The 26,673-nt window shown below is 48.0% G+C and carries 20 protein-coding genes and 1 pseudogene; 7 read left to right on the top strand and 14 right to left on the bottom strand.

Annotated features, from left to right (window positions below):
• Nucleotides 1-286 (bottom strand): ATP-dependent Clp protease adaptor ClpS (locus KDK17_RS07385; RefSeq protein WP_257287731.1); only part of this gene is annotated, 286 nt, incomplete at its 3' end.
• Nucleotides 287-594: 308 nt separating this feature from the next.
• Nucleotides 595-2,826, bottom strand: coding sequence for an NADP-dependent isocitrate dehydrogenase (locus KDK17_RS07380; RefSeq protein ID WP_257279497.1), 2,232 nt, complete (start codon nt 2,824-2,826; stop codon nt 595-597).
• Nucleotides 2,827-3,082: 256 nt separating this feature from the next.
• Between KDK17_RS07380 and mnmA the strand changes: the two genes are divergently transcribed.
• The 3 genes from mnmA (at nt 3,083) to purB (ending at nt 6,382) form a co-directional block, all read left to right on the top strand.
• Entirely contained in the window at nt 3,083-4,231 is a 1,149-nt protein-coding gene (gene mnmA, locus KDK17_RS07375; RefSeq protein WP_257254853.1) for a tRNA 2-thiouridine(34) synthase MnmA, read from the top strand.
• Nucleotides 4,232-4,323: 92 nt separating this feature from the next.
• On the top strand, nt 4,324-4,935 hold the full coding sequence (gene hflD, locus KDK17_RS07370) for a high frequency lysogenization protein HflD (RefSeq protein WP_257254854.1): 612 nt from the start codon (nt 4,324-4,326) through the stop codon (nt 4,933-4,935).
• Nucleotides 4,936-5,011: 76 nt separating this feature from the next.
• Complete coding sequence (gene purB, locus KDK17_RS07365) at nt 5,012-6,382, top strand: adenylosuccinate lyase (protein WP_257279755.1); 1,371 nt, start codon at nt 5,012-5,014, stop codon at nt 6,380-6,382.
• Nucleotides 6,383-6,465: 83 nt separating this feature from the next.
• Here purB and KDK17_RS07360 read toward each other — a convergent pair whose 3' ends face one another.
• From KDK17_RS07360 to KDK17_RS07350, 3 genes are all read right to left on the bottom strand, one after another.
• A complete protein-coding gene (locus KDK17_RS07360) occupies nt 6,466-8,640 on the bottom strand; it encodes a malate synthase G (protein WP_257254856.1) in 2,175 nt (724 codons plus the stop codon).
• A 213-nt stretch (nt 8,641-8,853) separates the two neighbouring features.
• Nucleotides 8,854-8,985, bottom strand: coding sequence for a hypothetical protein (locus KDK17_RS07355; protein ID WP_257254857.1), 132 nt, complete (start codon nt 8,983-8,985; stop codon nt 8,854-8,856).
• 163 nt (nt 8,986-9,148) lie between these two features.
• Entirely contained in the window at nt 9,149-10,105 is a 957-nt protein-coding gene (locus KDK17_RS07350; protein WP_257275389.1) for a LysR family transcriptional regulator, read from the bottom strand.
• 370 nt (nt 10,106-10,475) lie between these two features.
• Between KDK17_RS07350 and aceA the strand changes: the two genes are divergently transcribed.
• Together aceA and KDK17_RS07340 are read left to right on the top strand one after the other, a co-directional pair.
• Nucleotides 10,476-11,747, top strand: a complete 1,272-nt coding sequence (aceA, locus tag KDK17_RS07345) for an isocitrate lyase (RefSeq protein ID WP_257254859.1) — start codon at nt 10,476-10,478, stop codon at nt 11,745-11,747.
• 181 nt (nt 11,748-11,928) lie between these two features.
• Entirely contained in the window at nt 11,929-12,930 is a 1,002-nt protein-coding gene (locus tag KDK17_RS07340; protein ID WP_257254860.1) for a threonine/serine dehydratase, read from the top strand.
• Between the two features lie 67 nt (nt 12,931-12,997).
• On the opposite strand, the gene KDK17_RS07335 is transcribed toward KDK17_RS07340, so the two are convergent.
• From KDK17_RS07335 to ppsA, 4 genes are all read right to left on the bottom strand, one after another.
• Entirely contained in the window at nt 12,998-13,627 is a 630-nt protein-coding gene (locus tag KDK17_RS07335; protein WP_257287730.1) for a LysE family translocator, read from the bottom strand.
• Complete coding sequence (locus KDK17_RS07330; RefSeq protein ID WP_257254862.1) at nt 13,627-13,908, bottom strand: hypothetical protein; 282 nt, start codon at nt 13,906-13,908, stop codon at nt 13,627-13,629. Before KDK17_RS07330 ends, KDK17_RS07335 begins: the two co-directional genes overlap by 1 nt.
• A gap of 269 nt (nt 13,909-14,177) precedes the next feature.
• On the bottom strand, nt 14,178-14,660 hold the full coding sequence (gene rraA, locus KDK17_RS07325) for a ribonuclease E activity regulator RraA (RefSeq protein WP_257254863.1): 483 nt from the start codon (nt 14,658-14,660) through the stop codon (nt 14,178-14,180).
• 142 nt (nt 14,661-14,802) lie between these two features.
• Nucleotides 14,803-17,172: a phosphoenolpyruvate synthase gene (gene ppsA / locus KDK17_RS07320; RefSeq protein ID WP_257287729.1), complete on the bottom strand. Its 2,370-nt coding sequence runs from the start codon at nt 17,170-17,172 to the stop codon at nt 14,803-14,805.
• A gap of 205 nt (nt 17,173-17,377) precedes the next feature.
• Here ppsA and KDK17_RS07315 point away from each other — a divergent pair, with 205 nt between their 5' ends.
• Nucleotides 17,378-18,199, top strand: coding sequence for a pyruvate, water dikinase regulatory protein (locus KDK17_RS07315; RefSeq protein WP_257254865.1), 822 nt, complete (start codon nt 17,378-17,380; stop codon nt 18,197-18,199).
• A gap of 20 nt (nt 18,200-18,219) precedes the next feature.
• Here the strand turns inward: KDK17_RS07315 and prpF are convergent, their stop codons facing one another.
• The 5 genes and pseudogenes from prpF to KDK17_RS07290 form a co-directional block, all read right to left on the bottom strand.
• Nucleotides 18,220-19,410: a 2-methylaconitate cis-trans isomerase PrpF gene (gene prpF / locus KDK17_RS07310; RefSeq protein WP_257254866.1), complete on the bottom strand. Its 1,191-nt coding sequence runs from the start codon at nt 19,408-19,410 to the stop codon at nt 18,220-18,222.
• Nucleotides 19,411-19,412: 2 nt separating this feature from the next.
• Nucleotides 19,413-22,014, bottom strand: a pseudogene (gene acnD / locus KDK17_RS07305) (Fe/S-dependent 2-methylisocitrate dehydratase AcnD).
• Nucleotides 22,015-22,032: 18 nt separating this feature from the next.
• Nucleotides 22,033-23,163, bottom strand: a complete 1,131-nt coding sequence (prpC, locus tag KDK17_RS07300) for a 2-methylcitrate synthase (RefSeq protein ID WP_373691573.1) — start codon at nt 23,161-23,163, stop codon at nt 22,033-22,035.
• A 50-nt stretch (nt 23,164-23,213) separates the two neighbouring features.
• On the bottom strand, nt 23,214-24,053 hold the full coding sequence (locus KDK17_RS07295; protein ID WP_257287727.1) for an oxaloacetate decarboxylase: 840 nt from the start codon (nt 24,051-24,053) through the stop codon (nt 23,214-23,216).
• A 63-nt stretch (nt 24,054-24,116) separates the two neighbouring features.
• Entirely contained in the window at nt 24,117-24,806 is a 690-nt protein-coding gene (locus KDK17_RS07290) for a GntR family transcriptional regulator (protein ID WP_257287726.1), read from the bottom strand.
• 254 nt (nt 24,807-25,060) lie between these two features.
• Here KDK17_RS07290 and pabB point away from each other — a divergent pair, with 254 nt between their 5' ends.
• Nucleotides 25,061-26,461 (top strand): aminodeoxychorismate synthase component I, encoded by a 1,401-nt coding sequence (gene pabB, locus KDK17_RS07285; protein ID WP_257287725.1) that lies wholly within the window; start codon nt 25,061-25,063, stop codon nt 26,459-26,461.
• Nucleotides 26,462-26,673: the final 212 nt, after the last annotated feature.

The following is a 26,673-nucleotide window of genomic DNA, read 5'->3' as shown; positions in this document are numbered from 1 at the left end:
ATAATCCACATACAGCCTTGCCTTGCGTATGAACCATCAGCATGACCTGTGTCGCCTGTTCACTATTCATGCTGAAAAATTTCTCCAGGACCTCAACCACAAAATCCATCGGTGTAAAATCATCATTCAAGAGCAGTACCTGATACATAGCGGGCGGTTTGACTCTGGCTTTAGCTGGTGCCAGTGCGACATCATGATCGCCTTCCTGCTCTGTCCCTTCATTTTCTAAGCTTAGACGAAGCCACTCAAAATTACTCATGTATTGATGAACTGCTATCTGCTGCATTGCACTCGCTTCCAGGTGAATTTACAGCTTAATTAACCAGGCTCTGGACCGCCTGTAACCAGGTGTCGAGACGTACAAACGTCAAAAGCACAACGCCCTGACCTCCATTCTAAACACGCTGAGAGCAAAGAAAAACTATTTACTTCAATCGTCATCTCAAAAGCTATTGACTTCGTTAATACCATCGACTGACAGCCGAAATAAAACAGACAAAGAATCAGAAAAATAATCAGTTGATCTGACAGGCAAAAAAATGACCACAGTGAAAGTCTGCAGCCATTTTTTATGCACAGAAAGAAGATCAAAAACTAAATCAGACCATCAATTGCTGCATTAAAGGTAGCGCTTGGACGCATGGCTTCAGTGACTTTAGCTGGAGCCGGTTCATAGTAGCCACCCAGATCAACAGCACCACCCTGGCAAGCTGTCAGTTCTGAGACAATCTGCTCTTCTTTCTCAACAAGCTCTTTTGCCAGAACGGAAAACTTACTGCTGAGATCCTGATCCGCCTCCTGCGCCTCTAGTGCTTCTGCCCAGAACTGAGCCAGGTAAAAATGACTTCCGCGGTTGTCCAGCTCTTTCACTTTTCTCGAAGGTGACTTGTCAGCATCCAGATATTGACCAATTGCAGCGTTCAATGTGTCAGCCAAGATCTGGGCCCTGATATTTCCGGTTTTAACCGCAATGTCTTCAAGCGATACAGCGATAGCCAGAAATTCGCCCAAAGAGTCCCAACGCAGGTGATTCTCTTTAACAAACTGTTGGACGTGCTTGGGCGCAGAACCGCCAGCACCGGTCTCGAAAAGACCACCGCCAGCCAGCAGAGGTACGATAGAGAGCATTTTGGCGCTGGTCCCCAGCTCCAGGATCGGGAACAGGTCGGTCAGGTAATCTCGCAAAACGTTACCGGTTACGGAAATGGCATCTTTACCCGCCTGAATAGTTTCCATGCTGAGGCGGCAAGCCTCTACCGGAGACAGAATACGGATATCCAAGCCCTTAGTATCGTGAAACTTCAAGTATTCGTTAACCTTGGCAATCAGGTTGGCGTCGTGAGCACGGTTTTGGTCCAACCAGAACAGAGTCAAAGCACCTGTTGCTCGGGCACGGTTAACAGCCAGCTTGACCCAATCGCGAATCGGCGCATCTTTGGTCTGACACATTCTCCAGATGTCACCCTCTTCAACATTGTGCTCAAACACTGTGCTGCCGGACTCTTCTACAACACGGATAATGCCGTTTGCAGGCGCCTTAAAGGTTTTGTCATGAGAACCGTATTCTTCTGCTCTCTGAGCCATCAGACCTACGTTGGAAACATTGCCCATGGTGGCAACATCGAAAGCACCGTTTTTCTTACAGAAATCGATGACCTCCTGATAGATGGCTGCATAGCAACGATCAGGAATCATGGCTTTAGTGTCATGCAGCTTGCCATCGGGACCCCACATCTGACCTGAAGAGCGCAAGGCGGCAGGCATAGACGCATCGATAATGACATCGTTCGGTACGTGCAGGTTAGTGATACCCTTATCGGAATCTACCATTGCCAACTCAGGACGGGTGTTGTAGACAGCCTGAATATCCGCTTTTACTTCTTCCTGTTGGTCAGCAGGTAGTTTGGCAATCTTGGCATAAACGTCACCGAGACCGTTGTCTGGATCAACACCCAGCTCTGAAAATAAGGTAGCGTGCTTCTCAAACACATCTTTAAAGAAGACTGTGACTGCATGACCAAACATGATCGGGTCAGAAACCTTCATCATGGTGGCTTTGAGGTGCAGTGACAGAAGAATATCCTGCTCTTTAGCTTCCTGAGCAGAAGATTCATAGAATGCTCTCAAAGCCTTCACACTCATGAGAGCACTGTCAATAACTTCACCAGCCAGCAGGCTCGTGACCGGTTTCAGTACAGAAACAGAGCCGTCCTCGCCAACAAATTCTATTCTTACATCTGTTGCCTCGGGCATAACAGCTGACTGTTCACTGGAGTAGAAGTCACCGCTTTGCATGTGAGCAACGTGAGATTTAGAATCAGCAGACCAGACACCCATAGAATGAGGGTTATTCTTCGCATACTCTTTGACAGGAGCTGCAACACGGCGATCTGAATTCCCTTCACGGAGAACCGGGTTTACCGCACTACCAAGCACCTTAGCGTAGCGAGCTTTGATCGCTTCTTGTTCAGCATTCCCAGGCTCTACAGGAAAATCCGGAATGTCATAACCGTGCTCCTGAAGCTCTTTGATCGCGCCCGTAAGTTGCGGAATAGAAGCACTGATATTTGGCAACTTGATGATGTTTGCCTGAGGCACCTTGGCCAGTTCACCCAGCTCAGACAGGGCATCACTCTGTTTTTGTTCTGAACTCAGCTTCTCAGGAAAATTAGCAATGATTCGACCAGCCAGTGAAATATCTTTGGTTTCAACAGCTACGCCAGCGGCTCGGGTAAAAGCCTTGATGATTGGGAGCAGTGAATAGGTGGCTAAGGCGGGAGCTTCGTCGGTAATAGTGTAAATAATTCTGGTTGTATCTGTTGTCATGTTATCTCCAAAAAACAACTGGCTGTGGTGCCTCTGCGGAGGGGTTTAAGTGGAGTTTGACGACCACTATTTATCACTTTATTTGCACAGCCCCGTAACGCTTTTGACGTTATCGCCTATAAGATATACCAATGAGCGTAAGGAATAAATGTAGTTTTGCTACACAATCTTCTGTTTGCGCATCGAAAGACTCTATAGAAGTGAATTTGCCGGACAGGTACAATGCCCGGCTTCCTGATCCAGCCATACAGTAACCATGATAGACACTTGTACCAATTTTTCTGAAAAAAGCTTCAAGGACACCCGTGTAATCGTGGGCATGTCCGGTGGTGTAGACTCATCCGTATCTGCACTTCTGCTCAAAGAGCAGGGTTACCAGGTAGAAGGCCTGTTCATGAAAAACTGGGAGGAAGATGACGGCACTGAATACTGTACAGCCATGACCGATCTGGAAGATGCTCAAGCCGTTTGTGACAGAATCGGCATTAAACTCCATAAAGCTAATTTCGCTGCTGAGTACTGGGACAACGTCTTCGAGCACTTCTTGCAGGAATACAAGGCCGGACGTACCCCTAACCCTGACATCCTCTGCAACAAGGAGATAAAGTTCAAGGCTTTTCTGGATTATGCCCAGACACTGGAAGCTGACTATATCGCCATGGGCCACTACGCTCGCAGCGACAGCACTAATGGTCAGGCTTGTCTAAAAAAGGGTCTTGACACCAACAAAGACCAAAGCTATTTCCTGCATCAGGTTGGCAGCAAACAGCTGGCCAGAACCCTGTTCCCAGTGGGAGAAATAGCAAAGCCTGAAGTTCGCCGCATTGCAGAAAAACACGGTCTAACCACCCACAACAAGAAAGACAGTACCGGCATCTGCTTTATTGGTGAACGCCGCTTCCGTGACTTCCTGAAACAATACCTTCCGGCTCAGCCAGGTAGCATTGCGACCGATCAGGGTGAAATAATTGGCGAGCATTTGGGCTTGATGTACCATACCATTGGCCAAAGACAGGGCCTTGGCATTGGTGGACTGAAAGGCGCTTCAGAATCCCCCTGGTATGTCGTTGATAAAGACCTTGAGAACAATCGGCTAATCGTTGCACAGGGCAATAATCACCCCATGCTGTTTTCAGAAGCCCTGACTGCTTGTGAAATATTTTGGATCGCAGGTTCAGCGCCCGAACTGCCAGCCAGGTTAACCGCCAAAATCCGCTATCGCCAGCAGGACCAGGCCTGCCGCCTTGAGCAAAAGACAGACGGAAGATATTTTGTGATTTTTGACAAACCCCAAAGAGCAGTTACCCCGGGACAATCTGTCGTTTTTTACCAAAATGATATTTGTCTGGGCGGCGGAGTCATTGAAACCAGGCACCACTCTCTGAGTGAAGCCCACATTCAATAAGCCATCAATCGGTTCTACGAATTCAACTCTCCAAATCCGGGAGCAGGCGACCTTCCGGATAGAGAAAGCACGCATAAGGTAGAGAAACTCAGGTGCAATACACAACAAAGGAACAGGCAGCTGCCCTCTCAGCCATTTTCCAGGCTGCTGGCCTTGTAGAACGTCTGGCCAAAAGCGGGCAAATCAGTCAAGAGTCGCTGGAGCCGCTGATTGGCAGCCTGTTTGTCACCACTCCTGACCGTGTCGAAGATGTCTTCAATGGCTACCAGAGTCTACTCGCTGGCAGAAAAATTCTAAACGACGTCCTCCAGCGTCAGGCCGACGCAATCCAGGCCGACACCGTCCGCTACGCACTGACCCTGATACACCTCGAACGCAAACTTTCCCGCAATCGCAATATGCTGAGTAAGATTTCCCAGCGCCTGGAGCGCTGCAAGGAACAGGCCAACCACTTTGGCATCCTTCATGAGAATGTAATTGCCAACCTTGCCAGTATTTATCTCGATACCATCAGTACTTTTAAAACAAGAGTACAGGTTTCAGGCGATATCCAACACCTGCAAAACCCTGGCAATGCTGACAAGATACGCGCCATTTTATTTGCCGGGATACGGTCAGCCATCCTGTGGCGCCAGACAGGTGGTAGCCGTTGGCAGTTATTATTCAGCAGAAAAAAACTATTGAATGGCTTGAATCAGCTATAACCGAATCATCCACCCTGCATCGTTGGCGGTTTTCCGTTATGATGCGCCCTTTCTACGAGCATAAGGCATGTTAAACATGGAGCTGTCTGCACTGACTGCTGTTTCCCCCGTCGACGGTCGCTATGGGGACAAAACCCAAAGCCTGAGAAGCATTTTCAGTGAGTATGGCCTGATCCGCTTCCGGGTAACTGTTGAAGTTAAATGGTTACAGGCACTGGCCAGTCACCCCGAAATCTGTGAAGTTCCGGCGCTTTCCAACGAAGCTAGCGCCCTCCTGGACCAGTTGATCGACAACTTTTCCCTTGAAGATGCCCAGCGCGTCAAGGAAATTGAGCGCACCACCAACCATGATGTTAAAGCCGTTGAGTATCTGATCAAAGAAAAGGTACAAGATGACAACGAATTGTCTGCTATCAGTGAGTTTGTTCACTTTGCCTGCACTTCCGAGGACATCAACAACCTGTCCCACGGACTGATGCTGAAGACCGGCATGGAACAAGCGGTACTGCCGCCGATGCAACAAATCATCAAAGAAATCGAAAACCTTGCTTATCAGCATAGCGATCAACCGATGCTGTCCCGCACCCACGGACAAACAGCCTCTCCCACTACGCTTGGCAAAGAGATGGCAAACGTAGCCTACCGTCTACGCCGTCAGGTTCAGCAAATAATCCGGATCACCCCACTGGGCAAAATCAACGGCGCCGTAGGTAACTACAATGCTCACCTGTCCGCCTACCCTGAAGTTGACTGGCAGCATCATGCTGAAAAGTTTGTCACCAGCCTGGGCCTGGAATGGAACCCCTATACCACCCAGATTGAGCCTCACGACTACATCGCTGAACTTTTTGATGCCATTTGTCGCTTTAACACCGTCCTGATCGATTTTGATCGTGACATTTGGGGGTACATCTCTCTGGGATACTTCAAGCAGAAAACCGTGGCCGGCGAAGTAGGCTCTTCTACTATGCCCCACAAAGTCAATCCAATTGACTTTGAAAACTCTGAAGGCAACCTGGGCATTGCTAATGCCGTCATGCAGCATCTGGCAATGAAACTGCCTGTTTCCCGCTGGCAGCGTGACCTGACAGACTCAACCGTTCTGCGCAACCTGGGGGCCGGCCTGGGTTACAGCCTGATTGCCTACGCTTCCACTCTGAAAGGTATTGGCAAGCTTCAGGCCAATGCCGACCGTCTGAATGAAGACCTGGATAATGCCTGGGAAGTTCTGGCAGAACCTATCCAGACCGTCATGCGCCGCTATGGCATCGACCAGCCTTACGAAAAACTCAAGGCTCTGACTCGTGGTCAGGACGGTATCACCCGGACGACTCTGGAAACCTTTATTGATGAGCTGGACATGCCAACTGAGGTAAAAGCAGAACTGAAGAAGCTGACACCTGGCAACTATGTGGGTAACGCAGCCACTCAAGCCAAAGCAATCTGATCTGACGATAGCGAAGTGAAGCAGACTGTTTCAAATCAACAAAGCCCTCAGTTGAGGGCCTTGTTGATAACCGTTCAGCTATTTCATTTTGCAGCGGCTTTAAACTCACGCCTTCTCGCATGCAGCACCGGTTCAGTGTAACCATTGGGCTGCTGACAACCTTTCAAGACCAGCTCGCACGCCGCTTTAAAAGCGACACTGGCATCATAATCGACAGCCATAGGGCAGTACTCAGGATCCCCGGCATTCTGCTCATCGACTACTTTAGCCATTCGCCTCAAGGCATCCATTACCTGCTCCTCAGAGCAAACACCATGCCTCATCCAGTTAGCCATATGCTGACTGGAAATGCGCAGTGTTGCACGATCTTCCATCAAGCCTACATCATGGATATCTGGCACTTTTGAACAACCCACACCCTGATCTACCCAACGAACGACATAACCGAGAATACCCTGGGCATTGTTGTCCAGCTCCTGCTGAATCCTATCTTCTGTCAGAGAAGACCTGTCCTGCAGCAGAGGTATAGTCAGAAGATCATCCAGACTCGCTCTCTGACGCTCAGCTATAGACTCCTGAACTTCAATGACAGATACGGAATGATAGTGTGTTGCGTGCAGCGTCGCGGCATTAGGTGAAGGCACCCAGGCCGTATTCGCTCCTGACTGGGGATGTCCGATTTTAGTCGCCAGCATCTTGGCCATTTCATCCGGCATAGCCCACATACCTTTACCAATCTGGGCTCGACCGGCCAGACCACAATCAAGACCTACTTCAACATTTTGATCCTCGTAGGCATTGATCCAGGCAGACTGCTTCATCTCACCTTTTGGAATCATTGGACCAGCTTCCATACTGGTGTGAATTTCATCTCCGGTACGATCAAGGAAGCCTGTATTAATAAAGACTACGCGATCTCTGGCAGCCCGGATACAAGCTTTGAGATTAACAGAAGTACGACGTTCCTCGTCCATTATACCAACTTTCAGGGTATTCTCCCTCAGACCCAAAACCTCCTCAATCTTACCAAACAACCTATTGGTGAAGACTACCTCTTCAGGTCCGTGCATTTTTGGCTTAACAATATAAACACTGCCCGTGCGAGAGTTTCTGATACCTTTCTGCTTTTTAAGATCGTGTATGGCAATCAGTGAAGTGAACATGCCGTCCATAATGCCTTCCGGAATCTCATTCCCCTGATGATCCAGAATGGCATCAGTGGTCATCAGGTGTCCGACATTTCGAACAAACATCAGGCTCCGACCGTGCAGAGAAAACGCTTCACCTGCAGGGGATGTATAGTTGCGATCAGCCACCAGCTTGCGAGTTAAGGTTTTGTCACCTTTAACAAACGTTTCCTGCAAGTCAGCTTTCATTAATCCGAGCCAGTTCCGATAAACCAGTGCTTTATCCTCGGCATCTACGGCAGCCACGGAATCTTCACAATCCATGATGGTTGTAAGAGCTGCTTCTACCACCAGATCTTTCACCCCAGCAGCATCGGTCACCCCAATTGGGGATCGACGGTCAATTTGAATCTCAATATGGAGGCCATTGTTTTTGATCAGAACGCTGCCGGGATCATTTTCACTCCCTGTGTAGCCAACAAACTTTTCAGGCTGAGCCAGCGCCGTGACACTACCATCTCCCAGAGAAAGTGCCAACTCGCCTTCCTTAATAGCATAACCAGTTACCTCGGAATGATTTCCTTTGACCAGAGGTGCCGCCTGATTAAGCAACGCCTTACCAAAAGCAATGACCTTCTGCCCCCGGACGGGGTTGTAGGCCTTGCCGCGTTCAGCACCATCATTTTCCGGAATAGCATCGGTACCATACAGCGCGTCGTAAAGGCTTCCCCAACGGGCGTTCGCTGCATTCAGGGCAAAACGAGCATTCATCACTGGAACAACCAGCTGAGGTCCGGCCTGAGATGCAATTTCTGTATCAACATTTTCCGTCGCAATCTCAAAGTCTCCGCCTTCAGATTGTAGATATCCAATTTCCAACAAAAACTGTTTATAGGCAGAAGGATCATGTGGCTGCTGCTTATGCTCTTTGTGCCACTGATCAATTTGATTTTGCAGAGCTTCTCGCCTCTGCAGCAGAGCCCTGTTTTCAACGACGCACTCATCCAAAACACGCTCAAAACCTGACCAGAAGGCCTCTGGAGTCACTCCAGTGCCCTCGATAGCTTCAACCAAAAGATTGTGGATAGGGGCCGCTACCTGCAAACCTCCGATCTGAATACGATCAGCCATACGCCTTCCTTCTACACGCTGTTATTCTTGAGACAAACCGCCCGATTTCAGCAAAAAACCCGACAGCTCAAGCCTGACACTATTCTGTTTGAACCGACAAGTGATGACCAATTCAACTCAGTTATATATGATATTTTTTCAATAAATAGCAATTATTAACAAAGCTTATGCACAGAAAAGCCGCACAATGGCGGCCTTTCTACATTCCGGGACTTAATCGTCCGGATGGGATTCCTGCTTTTGCTCGGCAATGATCAGGTAGTAGCTTTCTGATGTATTCTCAATGCACTCATCAGCCACTGCGAAGAGAGTATGCTCTGTGTCCAGTTGTGTTAACCAGTTCATTTTGTTTTACCTTTCGGTGAGTCTCGTGTAGGTGCGATCAGGATTTCGACAGGCAGAACAGTCAACAAGCCTTCATCGCTCAGAGGCAGTCAAAGATTAACACCAGTTAACATGATATTCCATACAATGCGGTGAATTATTTCACACAAATTATCATATGTTATCAAGCAGACTCAGCTTCTTGATGAGATTGCTGAGTAGTCGCTTTGATAACCTGCCGTAACCAGTTGTGCCCTGCATCGTGATGCAACAAAGGACTCCAGGCCATACGAAGCTGGATAGCTGGAATCTCAAACGGAGGCGGCAAAACCACCAACTCATCTTCATGACGGTGTAATTCAGCCAACTTACTGGGCAGAGTCGCAATAAGGTCATTTTGAGAGGAAAGCAACATGGCTACCTGATAATGCCTCGTCAGAACCCTGATATCACGTTTGTGACCGATTGCCGACAGTGCCTCATCAACCCACCCGAGTTGCTGAATATCTTTTGGATCAATACCCACCCCAACACCCATACCTGTTTTACTTGCCCAAATATGCTGGGCAGACAGATAACTCTCAAGAGTGAAATTATTAATAACCGGATTGTCCCGACTCAGAACACAGGAAAAAGAGTCTTCCCAGATCAGTGACTGATGAAAAGATTGCGGCATATGACTGAAGCGGTTAATGGCCATATCAACACGACCATGTTCCACATCATGAAAGGTCACATCACTGGGTGTGAGAATATCAAGGGTGATGCCCGGAGCCTCAGACCTGAGCTTTTTTAGCACCATCGGGATCACTGTAGATTCAGAATAATCACTGGCCATAACACGAAACACTCTGGAACTTTCTCCGGGATTAAAAGCATCCCTGGGCAGGACAGCCTGCTCCAAAAGTTTCAGGGCGTCTGCAATCTGAGGTTTCAGGGCGAGAGCCCTCTCTGTAGGCGACATACCCTCACTGGTTCTTACCAACAAAGGGTCATTAAACAGACTTCTGAGTCTTTTCAACCCATTACTCATAGCTGGCTGGGTTATGCCCAATTGCTCAGCCGCTTTGGTGACACTTCTTTCTCGCAGAAGCACATCCAGATACACTAGCAGGTTCAGATCGACACGAGCCAAGTTCATATTTTTTGTTTACATCCTGAAGCGGTTCGCCAGACGGCCAAGAATAGAGATATCCCCGCCACAAAGTCAAACAATCGCTTGATTCTAAAAACCGCCCTCATTCACTGTTATGAGCGGTGATAACTGCTTTGACGGCCTTCTCAGGACAACCGAACCCAGAAAGGCCGGTTTTATAGCCTTTGAAAGCAACTTTCTGTCTATTGGAAAGCATTCCTTTAGTAAAAGACTCAGCCTTTAAAGAAGGGGTAAAGTGGTATTTTCGATGAGAATATCCACTATAACGATAATAAATTATCAAGTTTGTTATCTTTTGTTATAGATTGAAATTGCCTTGACAAACAACCGTTTGACTTTCAGGAGAGGCGATACAATGTCTACTTATAATCGCGCTGAAGAGATTGCCCGCATCGAAAAGGACTGGTCAGAAAATCCTCGTTGGGCCAACGTAAAACGCACCTACAAAGCTGAGGATGTGGTCCGTCTGCGCGGTTCTATAAAGGTAGAAAATACCTTTGCGCAAATGGGAGCAAACAAGCTCTGGACTTTACTCTACGAAAATAAATCACGCAAGGGTTACGTTAACAGTCTGGGGTCACTGACAGGGGGTCAGGCACTGCAACAGGTTAAGGCGGGACTGGAAGCCGTTTACCTGTCCGGCTGGCAAGTGGCCGCGGACAATAATTCAGCCAGTTCTATGTATCCCGACCAATCTCTCTACCCGGTAGACTCAGTACCGGCGTTAATTGAAAGAATGAACAATAGTTTCATGAGAGCAGACCAGATCCAATGGAAAAACGGCATCGAACCCGGCGATGAAGGCTACACAGATATGTTCGCCCCTATTATTGCCGACGGTGAAGATGGCTTTGGCGGAGTCCGTAACACTTATGAGCTAATGAAAAGCATGATCGAAGCCGGCGCTGCAGGCGTTCACTTTGAGGACCAGCTGGCTTCCGTCAAAAAGTGCGGCCACATGGGTGGCAAAGTGCTTGTCCCTACTCAGGAAGCTGTCGACAAACTGATTTCTGCCCGACTAGCTGCCGATGTTGCCGGAGTGCCCACTCTGCTTATGGCAAGAACCGATGCCAGCACGGCTGATCTGATCACCTCCGACATTGATGACTATGATCGACCTTTCCTGACGGGTGAGAGAACCAAAGAAGGCTTCTATCGCACCCGCAAGGGAATTGAACAGGCAATTGCCCGAGGACTGGCTTACGCACCTTTTGCTGATCTTCTCTGGTACGAGTCGGCGTCACCGGATCTGGATGAGGCCAGAACCTTTGCCCAGGCTATCCGTTCCGAATACCCGGATCAATTGCTGGCCTACAATTGCTCTTCTTCCTTTAACTGGAAAAAGAACATGGACGATAAAACTATTGCCCGCTTCCAGGATGAACTGAGTGAGATGGGCTACAAATTTCAGTTCATCACACTGGCGGGTATTCATAGCATGTGGCACAACATGTTCGATCTGGCCTACCACTATGGTCAGGGGCAGGGCATGAAACATTATGCGGAGATGGTTCAGCAACCAGAGCAGGCGGCATTTGAACGAGGTTACACCTTCTTATGCCCCCAGAAAGAAGTGGGTACAGGTTACTTTGACCATATCACGCACGTGATTCAAAAAGACCGCTAGTCACTCAACCGATTATGGGGAGTTTTTGGATTTCCCACGATGTTTACCAGCTGACAGCAGCTCTTAATCTCTCAAGAGATGAAGAGCTGCTTCTGATCACGCACAATTTTCCAAACCGATAGGAACCCCTTCTTCCTGCATAGTGTCTATCCTGTACAGAGTTGTACAAAATGGAACCCCTATGCCGACCCCCCTGTCTACCCCTGGTTTGAAAACCCTGAAGAAAATCTACCAAAGCCAGCAGAGCTACACTCGAAAGACACCTCTGATTCACTGCGAAGAGCTGGGAGCAAGAGTCCAGGGCAAAGTATTTGTGAAAGCTGAATCTTTGCAAAAAACCGGCGCTTTCAAATTCAGGGGAGCCCTTCACAGACTGCTGCAGCTGACTGAACAGGAGAAATCACGCGGCGTCGTTGCCTACTCTTCCGGCAATTTTGCCAGAGGGCTGGCCGCAGCAGGCGAAATTCTGGGCATTGATGTTCACATTGTTATGCCCGCCGATGCCCCCAAGAACAAAATAGACAGTGCCCTTGCCCACGGCGCCGAAGTCAAACTCTGTGATGAATCTCAACCATCCAGAGAGGAGGCAGCTGCTGCGGAGGCCGTTAAACTCTCCCAACAGCATAACTACTCTCTTCTTCACCCTTTTGATGATGCCACCCTGATACAAGGTCAGTCCGCTGTCGCTATAGAAACTTCCGAACAGCTTGAGCAGCTTGGTGAGACTTGCCACTTTTTGTTATGTCCAACCGGTGGAGGCAGTCTGGTTGCAGGCTCAAGTATGGTCTTTAACACCGTCAACTACCCTGAAACTCAGGTACTGGCTATTGAACCGTCCGGATATGAAGGAATGACCTTGTCGATTGAACAAGGTCGTCGGGCCAGGGCAAATGGCAATCTCGTCAGCTCCTGTGACGCTCTTCAAGCCCTGAGCCCCGGTGAAACAAATCTCTTGATCGTACAGAATTCTGAGGTCGCAGGGCTGGCCGTTGATGAAGCGTTTGTAAATGAAGGCATTAGATTTGCTGCATTTAATATGAAACTTATCCTCGAACCCAGCGGCGCTATCGGACTCGGAGCACTGTTACAGCACTCAGAAAAGTTCAGAGAAAAGACAACCGTGATCATTGCCTCAGGAGGAAACATCGATATTGAAGAGTACGCCAGAATCATTCAACAATGACCCAATCCTGCTGTAAAAATCAGATATCACCTCATTAAAATAAGGCTTTAGAATCTGAAAAAAGCAGCTAAACAATCAATACTGCTGCAATGCCCGCTATTATGTAGAAAGCACCTGTAGATCTATCAAATATAGATTTGCTCTTTTCTGTTCTTAGAATAGGCTTTATGATTTTAGCTAGAAGACCGTAGAGTAATTTGCAAACTAAATCTACCAGCATCCAAGTCACAACAACAATTACAATTTGATCCAACAATGGTTTTTCTGATGAAATAAATTGAGGCAAGAAGGCCATGAAAAAGATAATATCTTTTGGATTACTTGCCCCTAAAAAAAATGATTTTTTAAATAAATTATTAAATTTTGGAGATTCGCCAGACTCAAAACCCGTTGTGCTTTCAGGTATTTTATTAATAGATCCTCTGATAGTCATAAATCCCAGATATACCAAATAAACTGCACCTAAAACCTTCAGCATCATAAATAAATGATCAGAAGCAGTAATTATGACGCCTAACCCAGTTGCGGACACAACTAAATACAAGGATGATGCAGCAGTTCCACCTAAAAAAGAGGGATATGATCTAATAATTCCATAACGCACAGAATTGGAAACCATCAACAAGGATAAAGGACCTGGTATCATAATGACCAGAAAAATTGAAACCAAGTATAAAACCCAAACTTCAAAACCCATTATTTTTCTCCTAAAACTATCAGAGTTTTTGTTAATAAATGCACAGCCTTTTCAACACCTGAATATTTTACATTCTCTTCAGAAACATGACTTGGCTTTTCAAAAAAAGGCAAAAATATCATAGCAATAGGAGTAATAATCCTACCTACTGTCAGCATAAAATCATTATTGCAACTCAGCTCATATGAGCGATTTATTAATATTGATGCTTTATGCATAGCATCTTTACGAAAGCCCAAAGGGACTGCCACTGCATGACCTGCTCTACCGGAAATTGTCAAAGTATAAGGGTCTGCACCCTGAATTGAGGTAACTATTCCAAGAGGTAGGCCTTTGCTGAACAGAACCCTGTTGAATATTTACTTCTCAAGAACCCATTAAATTATCTCTTAACAATTTTACTTATTCCAGCTAACTCATGAGACTTATTTACAACATTAATACCTGAAGAGCCTTTTTTATTAAAAAAGCTCTGCTCTGCTCTTTCATTATCAGGGATAAAACTTCGCTACTCATAAATCTTATGGTGATCTAAAAGCGAAGAAGCTTATCAAATCAACCTTTCCTGAGAGAACAGAATTCCATTATTATCGGCGTAGACATAACCCCCGGGTGCAAAATCAACACCATGAAAAGAGACCACCAGATTACTTTCACCCACCCCCTTTTTATCCGTTTTCATGGGATGACAACCCAGCGCCTGAACGCCCAATGACAAATCGGCAATGATATCGACATCCCTGATGCAGCCATAAATAATAATCCCTGCCCAACCGTTTTCAACGGCTCGCTCTGCCAGCATATCGCCCAGCATGGCTCTGCGCATGGACCCCCCGCCATCAACTACCAGCACCCTGCCCTCTCCTGGCTGACCTACCCACTCACGCACCAGGGAATTATCTTCAAAACATTTCAGGGTCACGACTTGCCCATGAAAAGCATTAACGCCACCAAAGTTTCTGAAACCAGATTCAGCAACGGAAACCTGTTCGGGAAATTCATCACAAAGATCAGGGGTAGTAAACCGGGTCATTCTTCTTTCCTTATTTTTACAGACAGGATCTGATGGCAAAAAGTCTACAGGAATCAGGAGAGTAAAGAAGACAAGGGAATTGAATAGTCAGTATAAACAGAGATGATGAAGCCCGCATTGCGAGCTTCATCTTTGCATCAAACTATTGAGATCCATTATCAGCAAGGTACAACCAGGTTTCCAGCACAGAGTCCGGATTCAGGGATACTGTCTCAATACCCTCCTCCATCAGCCACCTGGCGAAATCAGGGTGGTCACTGGGGCCCTGACCGCAAATACCTATGTACTTACCTTGCTTTCTACAAGCCTGAATAGCCATCGACAATAACTGCTTGATGGCCGGATTACGTTCATCAAAGAGATGGGCAATCAAGCCAGAATCCCGGTCCAGACCCAGAGTTAGCTGAGTCATATCATTGGAACCAATGGAGTAACCATCAAAGTACTGAAGGAAGTCCTCTGCCATCAACGCATTGGAAGGCAGCTCGCACATCATGATGACTCGCAGACCGTTTTCACCTCGTTTCAGACCCAACTTTTCCATGATGGTAGTCACCTGAGCTGCTTCGTTCGGCGTTCTAACAAATGGCACCATCAGCTCAACATTGGCCAGCCCCATTTCATCACGAACCCGCTTCATGGCCCGGCATTCCAGTTCAAAACAATCCTGAAAATCTTCAGAGATATAACGTGACGCTCCCCGGAAGCCCAGCATCGGGTTTTCTTCATGGGGCTCATAGAGATGGCCACCCAACAGATTGAAGTACTCATTGGACTTGAAGTCAGATAAGCGAACAATGACTTTTTCCGGAGCAAAGGCTGCGGCAATGGTAGAGACGCCTTCCACCAGCTTATCAACATAAAAGTCTACCGGACTGCCATAGCCTGAAATGCGCTCCCCCACCTGACGCTTCACATCCGCAGGCAGCCGCTCAAAATTCAGCAGGGCTTTGGGATGCACACCAATCATCTTGTTGATGATGAATTCAAGCCTGGCCAGACCTACTCCCTTATTTGGCAGTCGAGAGAAGCTGAAAGCACGGTCTGGATTTCCCACGTTCATCATCAGCTTAAAAGGCAGTTCCGGCATAACATCCAGATCTCTGACCTTATGTTCAAAGTTCAACAAGCCCTCATAAATAAAACCCGTATCACCTTCTGCACAGGAGACCGTTACCAAAGCACCTTCCCTGAGCCTGTAAGTCGCATCGCCGCAACCCACAACAGCAGGAATGCCCAGCTCACGCGCAATGATAGCCGCATGACAGGTTCTGCCACCCCGATTCGTCACGATGGCAGATGCCCGTTTCATCACCGGCTCCCAATCAGGATCAGTCATGTCAGTAACCAGCACATCGCCTTGCTGAACCTTGTCCATCTCATCAATATCTTCAATCAGACGAACCTTGCCCTGACCGATTTTCTGACCAATACTGCGACCTTCAACCAGCAATTCCCCCTTCTCTCTAAGGATGTAACTTTCCAGTTTTCTGCCACTATTCTGGCTTTGCACGGTTTCAGGGCGAGCCTGCACAATATAGAGTTGCTGATCATCACCATCTTTAGCCCACTCGACATCCATTGGGCAGCCGTAATGCGCTTCAATAGCCATGGCCTGACGGCACAATTCGGTGGCGTCCTCATCGCTGATAGAAAACTGCCCTCTGGCATCCAGATCCACATCAACTGTTTCTACCGAACGCCCTGCAGAACCGCCCCGGCCGTATACCATCTTAATCGCCTTGCTGCCCAGAGTACGTCTCAAAACACCAGGGCGTCCGGCTCTGACTGCAGGCTTGTAGACGTAAAATTCATCCGGATTGACGGCACCCTGTACGACCGTCTCCCCCAAACCGTAAGAAGCCGTAATAAATACAGCCTGATCAAAACCAGACTCAGTATCCAGAGTAAAGAGAACCCCGGAAGAACCGGTCTCGCTGCGTACCATTCTCTGAATACCGGCAGACAGCGCCACATTCCTGTGATCAAAGCCCTGATGAACACGGTAAGCAATAGCTCGGTCATTAAAAAGTGAAGCAAACACTTCGCGAACAGCTACCAATACGTTTTCTGCGCCGCGAATATTCAGGAAAGTCTCTTGTTGACCAGCAAAAGAGGCGTCTGGAAGGTCTTCCGCCGTTGCCGAGGAGCGAACCGCCACTGGCAGATCATCATCTCCGGAAAGAGACTGGTAAGCTTTGATAATGGACTCTTCCAGTTCCGGCCTGAAAGGCTCATCCATAATCCAGCGACGTATTTTTGCACCAGCCGTGGTCAGTGCCCTGATATCATTGATATCCAGGTCATCCAGAAGGCTATGAATTCTTTGATACAGTCCATTGCCATCGAGAAAGTCCCGATAAGCCTCTGCCGTTGTTGCAAAACCACCAGGGACTTTTACCCCGACTTTGCTCAAACCACTGATCATCTCGCCCAGAGAGGCGTTCTTCCCGCCTACTTTTTCGACGTCACCCATGCCCAGAGTTTCCAGGCCCACTACAAAATTATTCAAAGCAGCATTCCCCGCTCTTTTCTATCTGCTTATGGCTGTTTCGGCTAGCCAGGTGCGCTTGTATGCTTATGGCCGGCGCTTGGCTTTCTTGTACAAAAGACAACCGTCTGATATACCAAATTCAGTCCAGCCTATCGCTTCCGTGTTTCGGCAGGTACACTATGTTAGATTTTGTTATAAAATGAAATACCTTGAAGGAAAAAAAGTGAAAAGAACGGCAATTTTTGTTTCAGACGGTACCGGAATCACTGCAGAGTCGTTCGGACAGAGCCTCCTCGCGCAATTTGAAGGTCATGAGTTTCAACACGTTACCTTCCCTTATATAGATTCAACTGAAAAAACCATTCAGCTGATTGAGAAGATTCACAGTATTCACAAAGAAGAACAAATTAGACCTGTCGTCTTCATGACAGTACTGAATGAAGACGTTAGTCGCATACTCCACACGAGTGGTGCCTATATAATAGACCTCTTCCAAACTTTTCTACCGGGCCTTGAGCATGAGTTTGGTCAACACCCTCTCTATAGAACAGGCAAGAAACGTTCCACAACTCACAGCCACAGTTACCACCGACGTATAGAAGCCGTTCAATTTGCTCTTGATAATGATGACGGAGCAAAAACAAGAAATTATGACAAAGCGGATATTATTCTGCTGGGAGCATCCAGAAGTGGCAAAACTCCGTCCTGCATTTACCTGGGTCTGCAGTTTGGTATCTTTGCAGCGAACTATCCCATCACAGAAGAAGATCTGGATGAACCACTCAGGCTTCCCAAACCCTTGCAACCACACAGGGACAAACTATTCGGACTGACGATACACCCCGGCCGACTGGCTGGTATTCGTAACGAGAGACGCCCGAACTCACGTTATTCGTCCAGTCAGCAATGTCAGTTTGAAATCCACACGATTGAGCGGATTTATCGCAAGGAGCGTATTCCCTATATCAACAGTACTGATTACTCCGTTGAAGAAATTTCTACTCGTATCATGGATCTTGCTCAACTGAAACGACGACTGAAGTAGTATTTAACGGACTCACGAATTTAAAAAGAATCTCCGGGGATCTTTACCCAGCCTTCCATGAGAACTCGGGCACTGCGACTCATAATGGCTTTTTTCGCCCTCCACTCTCCGTTTTCCAAGACAGGTTCGGCTCCAACACGCAGAATTCCGGAAGGGTGTCCGAAACGAACCCTTTTATGTTCACCGCCACCTGCCGCCAGGTTCACCAGTGTTCCGGGAATAGCAGCAGCAATACCGATGGCTACCGCAGCGGTACCCATCATCGCGTGGTGAAGCTTACCCATAGACAAGGCTCTCACTAACAGATCAATATCATCCATTTTGATCTCTTTACCACTGGATGCGGTATAAGGGGTGGGCTTAGCCACAAAGGCTATCTTGGGAGTGTGCTGACGTTGCGCAGCTTCATCTATATGGTCAATGAGCCCCATCTTAACCGCAGCATGAGCGCGAATAGTTTCAAAACGAGCCAGCGCCTCTTGGTCGCCATTTATGGCCTCCTGCAACTCGGTTCCGGTATAGCCCAACTCCTGCGCATTCAGGAAAACAGTTGGAATACCCGCATTAATCAGCGTCACTTTTAGCCTCGCACACTCCACAACATGAGTAGGAACTTCCAGATCATCGATCAGGTTACCCGTTGGAAACATAGCCCCTTCGTCGTCTGCTGGATCAAGAAACTCCACCTGAACTTCTGCCGCCGGGAAAGTGACACCATCCAGCTCAAAGTCTCCAGTTTCCTGGACCTCTCCGTTAGTGATGGGCACATAAGCAACGATGGTCTTTTTGATGTTGGCCTGCCAGATGCGCACTACAGAAACACCATTTACAGGTACACGAACGGGATCAACCAGACCTTTACTGATTGCAAACGCACCGACAGCAGCGGTCAGGTTGCCACAATTACCACTCCAGTCTACAAAGGGCTTATCAATGGAAACCTGACCAAACAGGTAATCAACATCGTGATCCGGCTGGCTGCTTTTCGACAAAATGACAGTTTTACTGGTGCTTGAAGTAGCCCCCCCCATACCGTCAGTATGCTTCCCGTAGGGGTCAGGGCTACCAATCACACGCAACAACAGGTTGTCCCGGACTTCGCCGGCAACCTGTGCGCGCTCAGGCAGATCTTCCAGACTAAAGAAAACGCCTTTACTGGTGCCGCCTCTAATATAACTAGCGGGCACCTTGATCTGAGGCTCATGCGACATTCTTATTTGCCCTCCAGAAAGTCCTTGGCAAATCGTTGCAGTACACCACCAGCAGCGTATACAGACACTTCTTCTTCCGTATCAAGACGACAAATGACGGGCACTTCCAACCTTTTTCCATTGGCACGGTGAATCAGCAGCGTCAGGTTCGCTAGTGGCCTACGCCTGCCGACTACATCATAGGTTTCAGTACCATCCAGACCCAGAGTCTTTCGGGTGGTGCCATCCTTGAATTCCAGCGGCAGAACCCCCATACCCACCAGATTGGTTCTATGGATACGTTCAAAACCTTCAGCCACGATGACTTCAACACCGGCTAGACGTACACCTTTCGCAGCCCAATCACGGGATGACCCCTGACCATAATCGGCACCTGCAACAATAATCAGTGGCTGCTTGCGGTTCATGTAGGTTTCAATCGCTTCCCACATTCGGGTTTCTTTACCTTCAGGCTCAATACGGGCCAGAGAACCCTGTTTCACTGCTCCCCTGTCATCGAGGCACATTTCGTTCAGCAGTTTAGGGTTGGCAAAAGTCGCTCGCTGTGCGGTTAGATGGTCACCACGATGTGTGGCATAAGAGTTGAAATCCTCTTCAGGCAATCCCATTTTCGAAAGATATTCACCCGCAGCAGAAGTTGCCAGGATGGCATTTGATGGTGACAGGTGATCGGTAGTAATGTTGTCACCCAAGAGAGCCAGAAGGCGCATGCCTTTCAAAGTTCGCTCTCCGGCCAGAGCTCCTTCCCAGTATGGAGGACGCCGTATGTAGGTACTCATTGGACGCCAGTCGTAAAGAGGACTCTTGGCTTCTTCTGTCATACCCAAGTCAAACATGGGGATGTAAACTTCGTTGAACTGCTCAGGTTTCACATACTCAGCAACGATCTCATCGATCTCTTCATCACTTGGCCAAATGTCTTTCAGTGTGACAGCATTACCCTCTTTATCCGTACCGAGTATATCTTTTTCTATATCAAAACGTACGGTACCGGCAATGGCATAAGCGACTACCAGAGGCGGAGAAGCAAGGAAAGCCTGCTTGGCATAAGGGTGAATACGGCCGTCAAAGTTGCGGTTACCGGATAATACTGCTGTAGAATAGAGGTCGCGATCAATCAATTCTTTCTGAATGTCCGGGTCCAGGGCACCACTCATACCGTTACAAGTCGTACAGGCATAACCGACAATCCCAAAACCCAGTTTCTCCAACTCAGGTAATAATCCTGAGGCTTGAAGGTAAAGCCTCGCAACTTTGGAGCCTGGCGCAAAAGAGGATTTAACCCAGGGCTTACGAACCAGACCGAGCTTATTGGCCTTGCGAGCAATAAGGCCTGCAGCCACAACATTTCGAGGATTACTGGTATTGGTACAGCTGGTGATGGCAGCAATAATCACAGCACCATCGGGTAGAAGACCTGCTTTTTCTTGGGTCTGAGCTTTATCCAGATCGACAGCAATGCCGCGCTCAGCCAGTTCCGAGGTGGGCAAACGACGATGCGGGCTGGATGGCCCCGCCATGTTTCGAACAACACTGGACAAATCAAACGTGAGTACACGCTCGTACTCAGCCGTTTTCAGATCATCTGCCCAGAGGCCGCTGACCTTGGCATAATTTTCAACCAGCGCCACCTGCTCCGGCTTGCGCCCAGTCAGCTTCAGATAATCGATGGTTTGCTCATCAATGTAAAACATGCCCGCGGAAGCACCAAACTCCGGTGTCATGTTGGAAATAGTGGCACGGTCACCAATGGTCAGATCTGCAGCACCTTCACCAAAGAACTCGAGGTAAGAAGAAACAACACGTTCTTTTCGCAAAAACTCTGTAATGGCCAGAACAATATCGGTTGCTGTCATACCAGGTTGACACTTGCCTACCAGCTCAACACCAATAATCTCTGGAAGACGCATCATGGAAGGACGCCCAAGCATAACCGTTTCAGCTTCCAGCCCACCTACACCCATCGCAATAACACCCAGCGCGTCGATATGGGGCGTATGGCTGTCAGTGCCAACACAAGTATCCGGATAAGCGACACCTTCACGGACCTGAATAACCGGAGACATTTTCTCCAGATTAATCTGGTGCATGATACCGTTACCCGCCGGGATAACATCAACATTTTTAAAGGCCGTTTTGGTCCACTCAATAAAGTGAAAACGATCCTCATTACGACGATTTTCAATGGCACGGTTCTTTTCAAAAGCCAGGGGGTCAGAACCACCGGACTCTACAGCCAGTGAGTGATCAACAATCAACTGTGTTGGAACAACTGGATTGACCTCGGAAGGGTCCCCCCCCCTGCTCAGCAATCGCATCACGCAGGCCAGCCAGATCAACCAGAGCTGTTTGACCGAGAATATCATGACACACGACACGAGCAGGATACCAGGGAAAGTCCTGATCGCGCTTGCGTTCTATGATCTGCTTGAGGGCCTCTGTCAAGATTGCAGGATTACAGCGACGAACGAGCTGCTCAGCCAGAACGCGAGAGGTGTATGGCAGCCTTGCGTAGGCACCAGTCTGAATGGCTTCGATGGCTGCACGAGTGTCGAAATAGTCCAGTCGGGTGCCCGGTAATGGTTTGCGATATGCACTGTTCATAACATCAGTCCTTCAGTTTTATGGACGATCTTTGATCGCCACCCAGTCAACACTTTCTGGACCGGTGTAGTCCGCAGAAGGACGAATAATACGATTATTAGCACGCTGCTCCATGACGTGTGCAGTCCAACCAGAAACACGTGAACAAACAAAGATCGGTGTAAACAGTTTGGTTGGAATGCCCATGAAGTGATAGGCAGAAGCGTGGAAGAAATCAGCATTACAGAACAATTTCTTTTCACGCCACATGACCGCCTCAACACGCTCGGAAACAGCATACAGGTATTCATCAACTGAATGCTCAGACAGTTTCTTTGACCACTCTTTAATAATATCGTTACGAGGGTCAGACTCACGGTAAATCGCGTGACCGAAGCCCATAATTTTTTCTTTACGAGCCAGCATGGTCATAATGTTCTGCTCCGCTTCATCGGCAGAGCGCCAGTTCTCAATCATTGCCATAGCTGCCTCGTTTGCACCGCCATGTAAAGGTCCACGCAGTGAGCCGATTGCAGCGGTTACACAGCTGTGAACATCAGAGAGAGTGGAAGCACAAACTCGGCCGGTGAAGGTAGAAGCATTAAATTCATGCTCAGCATAAAGGATCAGGGAGGCATGCATTACCTCTATATGCAGAGGTTCCGGCTTCCTGTTATGCAAGGTCCACAGAAACTGCTCAGCAATGGAGTCTGCTTCAGTATCAACATTAATTCGGATGCCGTTGTGACTGAAGTTGAACCAGTAGTTAATCATGCCCGGGAAGAGGGCCAGCATACGGTCAATGTGATCCAGCTGTTCGGAGAAATCCTGCTCAGTTTCCAGATTACCCAGCATTGAACAACCGGTGCGCATAACGTCCATTGGGTGTGCACCGGCAGGGATCTCTTCCAATACGATCTTCAGGGCATCGGGCAGTGAACGCATACTTTTCAGACGGTTTTTGTAAGCATCAAGCTCGGTCTGATTCGGCAGCTTGCCATAAAGTAACAGATAAACGACTTCTTCAAACTCTGCTTTATCAGCCAGCTCCTTGATATCATAGCCACGATAAGTCAGACCAGAACCGGTTTTACCAACGGTACACAGTGCGGTTTCACCAGCAGACTGACCACGCAGGCCGGCGCCGCCCGATTTCTTATTGGAAAGCATCTTTTCTGCCATGATCGTTCTCCGTTTTTCTTATTGAATGAGTGTTACGGTTAAGGATTAAGAAACTCTTGGGTCTTAACCAGACGCTCACGTTCCTGAAACGTCATCATGTCATCGGCAATCGCACCACTGTTGCCATCACGCTTGATGACTTCAAGCACTTCACGCATCGCGGTCACTGCCGCTCGTTGAAGATCAGACGGAATGATGATGAGCTGATAACCCATTGCCTTCAGAGCTTCTGTAGGTACCAATGGTGTCTTGCCACTGTAAAACATATTGATCAGTTTCGGACCAGTTACCTGTCTGGCAATCTCTTCAATCTGCTTAATAGTCTGAGGCGCTTCAACAAACAACATATCCGCTCCAGCTTCAACATACGCCCTGGCTCGTTCGATCGCATCGCCAAAGCCGGTTACTGCAATAGCATCCGTTCTTGCTATGACAGTGACATTACCGGCGTACCTGGCAGCAACGGACACTTTCTTGCACATCTCATCGATGGAAACCAGGGACTTGCCATCCAGATGCCCGCAGCGCTTTGGAAATTCCTGATCTTCCAGATGAAAGCCACACACGCCGGCGTTTCTGAACAGTTTTACGGTGCGCTTGACATTAACTTCGTTTCCAAAACCGGTATCCGCATCGGCAATCACAGGAAGTGAAGTGGCTTCACAGATTTGACGAACGCGATCGACCACTTCAGTTAACGTCAGCAGACCAATATCAGGCACACCTGTGCTTCTCGCTATAGCACCACCACTTCCGTATAAGGCAGAGAAACCCGCCTCCTCACCCAGACGGGCAGAGATACCATCGTATACGCCGGGCGCGGTAACAATGCCTTCTTTAGCAATCAGTCGATTAAGCGCGTTGTTTTTATCAGTCATTTGACTTCCTCTTCTTATCCAGAAAAACGTTTCGCCCCCCTGAGGTCAGGGTTACTTCATTTGCTAATGCTGGTGACCGGAGTCGATGCATTGTTCAATTTCTTTTCTGGCCCGGGCAATATGGCGGCGCATTAATATTTCGGCCAGTTCACCATCACGCTCTTTCAGAGCCCTGAAGATCATCTGATGCTCAGTCAACGCTTCCTCAGGACGAGCAGGACGACCTGACGTTTTCCGGTACATTTGAATCAGATAATAGAGCTCATCACAGAGCGATCGGATCAGCCTTTGGTTGCAGGAGCCGTTGATCACACGATAATGAAAATCCAGATCGCCTTCTTGATCAATGTATGACTGACCATTCTGCTCATGAATATGGCTGGCGTGTGTTTTCAGCAGTGATTCGAGATCCAGCAGCTGCTGATCGGACATATGGATCGCTGCGAGACGAGCAGCCATACCCTCAAGCGCCTCCCGAATAGCAAAAATTTCTGACAAGTCACTCTGGTTAAGGGTGACTACCGTGGCGCCTACATGAGGCGCACGAACAACAAGACCGGTACCTTCAAGCTTCAAAAGAGCCTCGCGAAGAGGACCACGCCCGACTCCGTACTTTCTTGAGAGCTCTGGTTCAGAGATCCGGCAACCCTGACTTAAGCGACCCGAAATAATATCTCCGATCAGCAGGCCCGCAACTTCTTGCGCCTGAGTGCCGACACGAACCGGGTCATTGTTTCTGAGCGTTTCAGTCATAATAATTGTTTACAATATTCTTTTTTAAAGCCATTTATACATCAGTCAAGCTTTAATATACAGACTATTGTTAACAATCCAGTAATTGGCAAATATTCTTGCCAGAGAAATTGCTTCTAAATCAACTAAAACTGCTTTCTGAGAGCCCGACTCGCCTCTTAAAAGCACTCCTGAACAATAAAACAGCAGAAAAGTCCGTAGCGCCGACAACACTCTGAAGGTAGAATGCGCGTCTGATCTGACCCGGGATTTTCATGCCTTCTATGAAAGAGCTATTCATCGTTGAACTGGAGTACATGAGTGACTCCAGCCCTTATTTCGAGCTTTTTACCGCGCAACCCTGGGCCTGTTATCTTGACAGCTGTTCTCCCTCTTTCACAAAAGAGCAACACAATCGCTATGACATTATCACGGCTGACCCCTGGGCCGTTGTTACTGTTGACGGCAATTACCACACTAAGACCATCAATCGTCTATCCGGCGAAAGTCGGATTCAGAGTGATCAATCCCCGTTCAAGATTCTGAATGATTTACTGGCCACCATGTCAAAAGTGGAGCATCCTGATTTACCCTTCACGGGTGGTGCACTGGGATTCTGGGGTTATGAACTATGTGGCTTGACCGAGCCAGAAAAAATTCAGCCGCGACAGCTGGAAGTGCCTTTAATGAGTGTAGGCCTCTACCACTGGGCCATTATTTCCGATCACCAACAGCAAAAAACCATTTTTTTCAGTCACCCTGATATGCCAGACAATGACCAGAAAAGCATTGTTGCTCGCATTCATAACAAAGCAAAGCCCGAGAGTGCGGCGCCATTCCAACTGCAGGAAAAATTTTCTACCACCATCAATGAAGCAGAGTATGAATCGGCCTTTAAGAAAGTGCAGGACTACATACTTGCCGGTGATACCTATGAAGTCAATTTGACTCAGGAATTCACCAGTCGATATCATGGCGATTGCTGGCAGGCCTACAAATATCTCAGAAAAGTCAGTCCCGCGCCCTATTCTGCTTACCTCTCCCATCTTGATGTTACTGTCCTGAGTCACTCGCCGGAGCGATTTATAAAAGTGACTGATTCCAAGGTAGAAACTCGCCCCATAAAAGGTACAAGACCTCGTGGTAAAACACCTGAAGAAGATCTCGCCCACGCTGAAGAATTACTGGCCAGCGAAAAAGATCGCTCTGAGAACCTGATGATTGTTGACCTTCTGAGAAATGATCTTGGTAAAGTCTGCAAACCCGGAAGCATTAACGTTCCAAGACTGTTTGAACTGGAAAGTTATGCTAATGTCCATCATTTGGTCAGCACAGTGACCGGTGAACTCAGTCAGGAACACAGCATTCTTGAGTTGATGGAATCTGCCTTCCCGGGCGGTTCAGTCACCGGTGCACCTAAAATCAGATCCATGGAAATCATTCGTGAACTTGAAGCTGTTGCCAGGAATGTATACTGCGGAGCAATAGGCTATATCAGCTGCAACGACAGGATGGATACCAGCATTACCATCCGAACTCTGGTTGCCCAGAATCAAAAACTTCACTGCTGGGGTGGAGGAGCCATTGTTGCAGATTCAGACTGCCATCAAGAGTATCAGGAATCCATAACCAAGGTTAAAAACCTGATGACAGCTCTCGAGACTTTCTGCAGGTAAAGAACTATGGGCGAAGAAAAAACAGCATTTTCGTAATAAAATAAACCGCAAGCCACCTACAGGAGACTCTTGATGAAGATCACCATGGTCAAAAAAATAATGGCAGATGGCAGCCCCTGCAAAAAATGCAGCGAAGTTTTGGAGCGGCTCGAAAGCTCCGGCCACTTTGGGAAAATTGACCAGGTGATCTTCATCAAGAGTCTCCTGTAGGT

The organism is Endozoicomonas sp. SESOKO2 (assembly GCF_024606245.1).
Classification (GTDB): Bacteria; Pseudomonadota; Gammaproteobacteria; order Pseudomonadales; family Endozoicomonadaceae; genus Endozoicomonas_A.
The sequence above is the reverse complement of the archived record's forward strand: the minus strand, read 5'-3'. Positions and strand labels throughout refer to the sequence as shown.